4 protein-coding genes are annotated in these 4,904 nt (G+C 72.8%); 3 read left to right on the forward strand and 1 reads right to left on the reverse strand.

Annotated elements, in window-relative coordinates; genetic code table 11:
• A partial coding sequence (locus AOK15_RS30740; protein ID WP_055521610.1) for an FG-GAP-like repeat-containing protein occupies window positions 1–2,341 on the forward strand: 2,341 nt, incomplete at its 5' end.
• Window positions 2,342–2,662: 321 nt separating this feature from the next.
• On the opposite strand, the gene AOK15_RS30745 is transcribed toward AOK15_RS30740, so the two are convergent.
• Entirely contained in the window at window positions 2,663–3,097 is a 435-nt protein-coding gene (locus AOK15_RS30745) for a MarR family winged helix-turn-helix transcriptional regulator (protein WP_055521611.1), read from the reverse strand.
• A 203-nt stretch (window positions 3,098–3,300) separates the two neighbouring features.
• Here AOK15_RS30745 and AOK15_RS30750 point away from each other — a divergent pair, with 203 nt between their 5' ends.
• Together AOK15_RS30750 and AOK15_RS30755 are read left to right on the forward strand one after the other, a co-directional pair.
• Window positions 3,301–4,470, forward strand: coding sequence for a PP2C family protein-serine/threonine phosphatase (locus AOK15_RS30750; protein WP_055521612.1), 1,170 nt, complete (start codon window positions 3,301–3,303; stop codon window positions 4,468–4,470).
• Between the two features lie 174 nt (window positions 4,471–4,644).
• Window positions 4,645–4,904: hypothetical protein (locus AOK15_RS30755; RefSeq protein ID WP_055521613.1), on the forward strand; the 260-nt coding region annotated here is incomplete at its 3' end.

Genomic DNA, 4,904 nt, shown 5'->3' on the forward strand with positions numbered 1-4,904 from the left:
GCAGTCCCGCTCCGACCTCACCGCCGCCGAGCGGGTCGTCACGCTGCCCGCCCACCCGGGCGCGCTCGACGGCGACCCGGTCCTCGTCGGCCACTGGCTGCTGCTGCCGCTGGCCTCCGACGCGCTCGGCTCCCGACTGGTCGCCGTCGACGTGGACGACCCCTCCGTGCAGCGGACCCTGCTGGCGAGCGCGGGCGCCTACGCGCTCGCGGCCCGCGACCGCGGCGCGCTGGTCTCCGGCGGCACCGACGCCGACGACTGGTGGGTGCAGAAGGTGAGCCAGACCGGCGACGGCTCGCTGGAGGTGACGAAGGTCCGGCAGACCCCGGCGCCGGAGAACACCAAGACGGGCATCGCGCTCAGCCGCGGCAGCCTCCGTGTCGCCGAGGACGACCCGGCCGCCGTCGCGGACACCACCTCCGTACGCACCCTCACCACCGACGGCTCCGCCACCCTGACCGCGTCCGGGGCCACGGCGAGCGGTTCCGTCCGCTCCGCCCTCTGCCCGTACGAGGGCGTCACCTGCTCCGCGCTGTGGGGCAACCTCGACGCCCACGACGTGTACCTCGACGCGAACGGCGGCACCGACGAGGGCGAGTCCCTCGGCGACGACCGGCTGGTGGAGATCGGCGGCCACTCCCTCGACTTCGGCGGGCAGGGCGGCCGGATCGTCGACGTCTCCGACGACTACGCCGTGTTCGACTCCGGCGGCGCCACGCCGCAGCAGTACGTCGGCGAGTTCGGCCAGGGCCAGAGGCTGAAGCGGTCCGTGCGCGCCGCGGCCCTGAACGGCTCCACCCTCTGGAGCGCCACCACCACCGCGGGCAGGCTCACCTCGTACAGCGTGCCGCTGGAGAAGACGCTCAGCACGGTGACCGTGCCGGGCCTGGCCTGCGTGCCGAGCGAACTCCAGGCGGCGGGCCGCTGGGTGTACTGGGCCTGCGGGACGGACTCGGCGGGCGTGTACGACACCGTGGCCGGTACGTCGAAGGCGGTGACGCCGGGTGACGTGCTCCTCGGCGACGGTTTCACCGTCCGCCACGACCACGGTGCCGGGACGCTGGTCCTCACCGCGGCGGCCACCGGCACCATCCGCACCCTCGCCTCGGACCTGGCCGACCAGGGCCTGAGCGCGGACCGCCGCTACCGGTGGACGGTCGACGAGTACACCGGGCTGGTCGCCTGGTTCGACGACTACGAGCGCACGCACGTCACCACCACGGGCATCGCCCCGTCCGCGGTGACGGCCTTCGAGTCGTCGACGGCCGACTATGTGTCCACGGGTGCACCCTTCGAGGGCTGGTGGGTGCTGTCCCGCCCGGTCACCTCCTGGTCGCTCACCTTCACCTCGGTGCAGAGCGGCGCCGGCGGCAAGGCCACCCGCACCGTCACCGGCGGCGCGACCCCGGGCCGGGTGACGGCCACCTGGGACGGCAGGACCGCGAGCGGAGCCCACTTCCCCAACGGCCACTACACCTGGACCCTGCGGGCGACCGCCCTCGGCACCGCCGCGGCGGTCACGGTGACCGGCGGCGAGGGCTACCTCCAGCGCGGGGCCGCCGTGCGCCGCGACTTCGTCAGCCCGGAGGGCCCCGACGGCCGCGGCGACCTGCTCACCCTCAACTCCTCGGGCGGGCTGACCTTCCACAGCGGCACCGGCACGGGCGGCCTCGGCGACAAGTACACGGGCACCGGCTGGCCGACGACCGTCAAGGCGGTCCCCTTCGGCGACCTGAGCGGCGACCGCTGCAACGACGTCCTCGTGCGCTACAGCAGCGGCGCGCTGCGGCTGTACAAGCCGGGCTGCGGGGCGGCCGTCAAGCCGTCGACGGCGTACACGACCCTCGCGACCAGCGGCTGGACGCAGTACGACGTCCTGACGTCGCCCGGCGACGCGAGCGGCGACGGCCGCCCGGACCTGATCGCGAGGAACTCCTCCACCGGAGCGGTCTACCTCATGAAGGGCACCGGTGACGGCAAGCTCGCCCCCCGCGTGAAGCTCTACGACAACTGGAAGGGCTACAAGAAGATCGTCGGCGCCGGCGACCTCACCGGCGACGGCAGGGCGGACCTCCTGGCCCAGGACGCGTCGAACAACCTGTACCGCTACGACGGCAAGGGCGACGGTACGTTCGCGGCCCGCGTCAAGGTGCTGTCGAACTGGGGCGGCTCGTACAACGCGCTCGTCGGTGTCGGCGACCTCACGGACGACGGCCGCCCGGACCTGGTCGCCCGCGACACCAGCGGCAACCTGTGGCGCAACAGCGGCGACGGCAAGGGCTCGTTCGGGTCACGGACCCGGATCGCGACCGGCTGGAGCGGCTACAAGTCCCTCTCCTAGACGGAGCGGGCGGACGAACGGCCGGGGCCGGCGGTGGATGGAGAACGTTCCGTCACCGCCGGCCCCGGCCGTTCGTCCCCCTTTAGGGAGACATGGCCCACAGGCACTGAAGAACACGTCCCTCACGGGGTATCCGTACGGGTGCAGGCGACGACGGGGACCAACTGTTGTCGTTTGACAATAATAGCCGTGAGACAACAAAGTAACCGTGTCGGATGGGCACGGGGAAGGACATGGGATGCTCCGGTGGACGGAGACCGCTCCGTGCGCGGGTCGCCGTCGCGGTCGGGCGACGGTGCCGCCGACGCCGCTCGGCATCGCTCAGGCGGTCCGGCTGCTGGAGTCCGGGGCCTCGTCGTGGATCTGCGTGGCGGCGGTGGCGCAGAAGGACTCCAGCCCCTCCAGCAGGGCGGTCCGCTTGGCCGCGGGCATGTCCGCCAGCACCTTCCGCAGCTCCCGCTCCCTGCGGGTCCGCAGGTCGGCGAGGAAGGCGCGGCCCCGGCTGCTGAGGTGCAGCCGCACCTCGCGCCTGTCCTCCGCGCTCACCTCCCGCTCGATGAACCCCGCCGCGTGCAGCCGGTCGCACAGCCGGCTCGTGGACGGCGGTGTCGACGCCAGCGTCTCCGCCAGGGTGCGCAGGTTGATGCCGTCCTGGTGCTCGAGTATGTGCAGGACACGCAGCTGGGACGCCGAGGTGGGCGCGGTGGAGGCACGGCCCCACACGACTTCCAGCAGCTCGACGGCCGTCGTGGTCACACGCGCGACCTCGTCAGGCTCGGGGCGGCGGCGGAAGGCAGTCACGGTCACACTCTCGCAGGCGCTGGGCTGACTGTCAGCGTACTAGGGACCTCGGCGCGCACGCGGACGTGGATGCCCCGAGCGCCCGGCACGACCCGTCCGCACCCGGCCTCCCGGCGGAGGCACGCATCCCGCGGAGAAAGATTGGTGTATCGCCCGTCATGAAGAGATTCCTGGCCGCCGAGCGCGCGCTGCGCACCGCGGCTCCCCCTGCGTTGGTCGACGCCGCGCGTTCCGTACTGGCCGAGCAGTACGGGGCGCAGGAGACCGAGCTGTTCATGGCCGACTACAGCCTGACGGTGCTCCAGCCGGTGTCGGTCCTGCCGCACACCCTGGAGCCGGTGTCGGTGCACAACACCACGGTCGGCCGGGCCTTCGGTTCGCAGAAGCCGTACCACGAGGAGCGGCCCGGCGGGCGGACTCGCCTCCACCTCCCGGTCAGCGTGCGCGGCGACCGGCTCGGTGTCCTGTCCCTCACCCTGCCCGACGCCGCCGCGCGGGAATGGGAGTCCGAACTCGCCGAGATCGCCGACGTCCTCGGACACGAGGTGCTCGTCGCCGAACGGGACACCGACCTCTATCTCCAGACGCGCCGCAAGGACCGGCTCACCCTGGCCGCCGAGATGCAGTGGCAGCTGCTGCCCGGCCGCTCCTGCTCCCGCCCCGAGTACGACCTGGGCGCCCAGTTGGAGCCCGCCTACGCCATCTTCGGCGACAACTTCGACTGGTCCGCCACCGCCGACCGGCTGACGCTGTACGTCACCAACGGCATGGGCGAGGGCATAGAGGCGTCGCTGCTGACGAACCTGGCCATCAACGCCCTGCGCAACGCCCGCCGGGCCGGCATCTCCATCGCCGACCAGGCCGCCCTGGCCGACCAGGCCGTCTACGCCCACTACCGGGGCCGCTGCTACCTGTCCGTCCTGATGTTCGACTTCGACCTGGCCACCGGACACGCGAGCGTGGTGGACGCGGGATCGCCCCAGTTGCTGCGGCTGCGCTCCGGCACGGTGGAGCGCGTCACGTTCGACGCCCAGCTGCCCCTCGGCATGTTCGAGGAGACCGACTACGTGGCCCAGGACTTCCACGTCGAGCCCGGCGACCGGCTCGTCTTCGTCAGCGACGGCGTCCACGGGGTGGCCTCTCCGAAGGGGGAGGCGTACGGGGACACGGCCCTCGCGCGGGCCATCCACTCCACCCGGCTGCTGCCCGCGGCCGAGGTGCCGCGCGCGATCCTGCGGGAGCTGACCGGCCACCGCGGCGAGGCCCTGGCGGACGACGACGCGCTCGTCGTCTGCCTGGACTGGCGCGGGAGGCCTCCGGCGGCATGACCGACGAGCGGGGCGCGGCGAGGCGCGGCGGGGCGCGGCCAGGGGAACAACCTCCCTGTAGCACACGTGCGTTGTCCGGCCCTCGAACCCCGCGCTACTGTTGCTATGCGGCAATAATTGCCTGATGGCTTGCCTTCCGGTCGGCCGCGGGGCTCGCGGCAGGGAGAAACGCACGTGACGGAGAGCGAAACGGCCGCCGCGGTGACGCGGGAGCCGAGCCGGTTCCCGGCGGCGGACGCGACGGCCGACGTGCGGAGGCTCGCACCGGGGGTGACTGCGGAGACGCCCGCGACGGAGGCCGACGTACGGACGCCGACCCTGGAGGCCGCGGGGATGGCGACCGGGACCGAGGCCGGTGCCACTGCCGACTGCCACCAGGGCTGCGGCTGCGTCCGGAGCTGCGATTACGGACTCGGCTACGGCTACGGCTACGG

Source organism: Streptomyces ossamyceticus, from assembly GCF_001418475.1.
GTDB lineage: Bacteria > Actinomycetota > Actinomycetes > Streptomycetales > Streptomycetaceae > Streptomyces > Streptomyces ossamyceticus.

What these genes read in the sequence shown, in the direction of transcription:
- AOK15_RS30750 (WP_055521612.1), top strand. Translation starts at nt 3,301, where the DNA reads ATGAAGAGATTCCTGGCCGCCGAGCGCGCGCTGCGCACCGCGGCTCCC.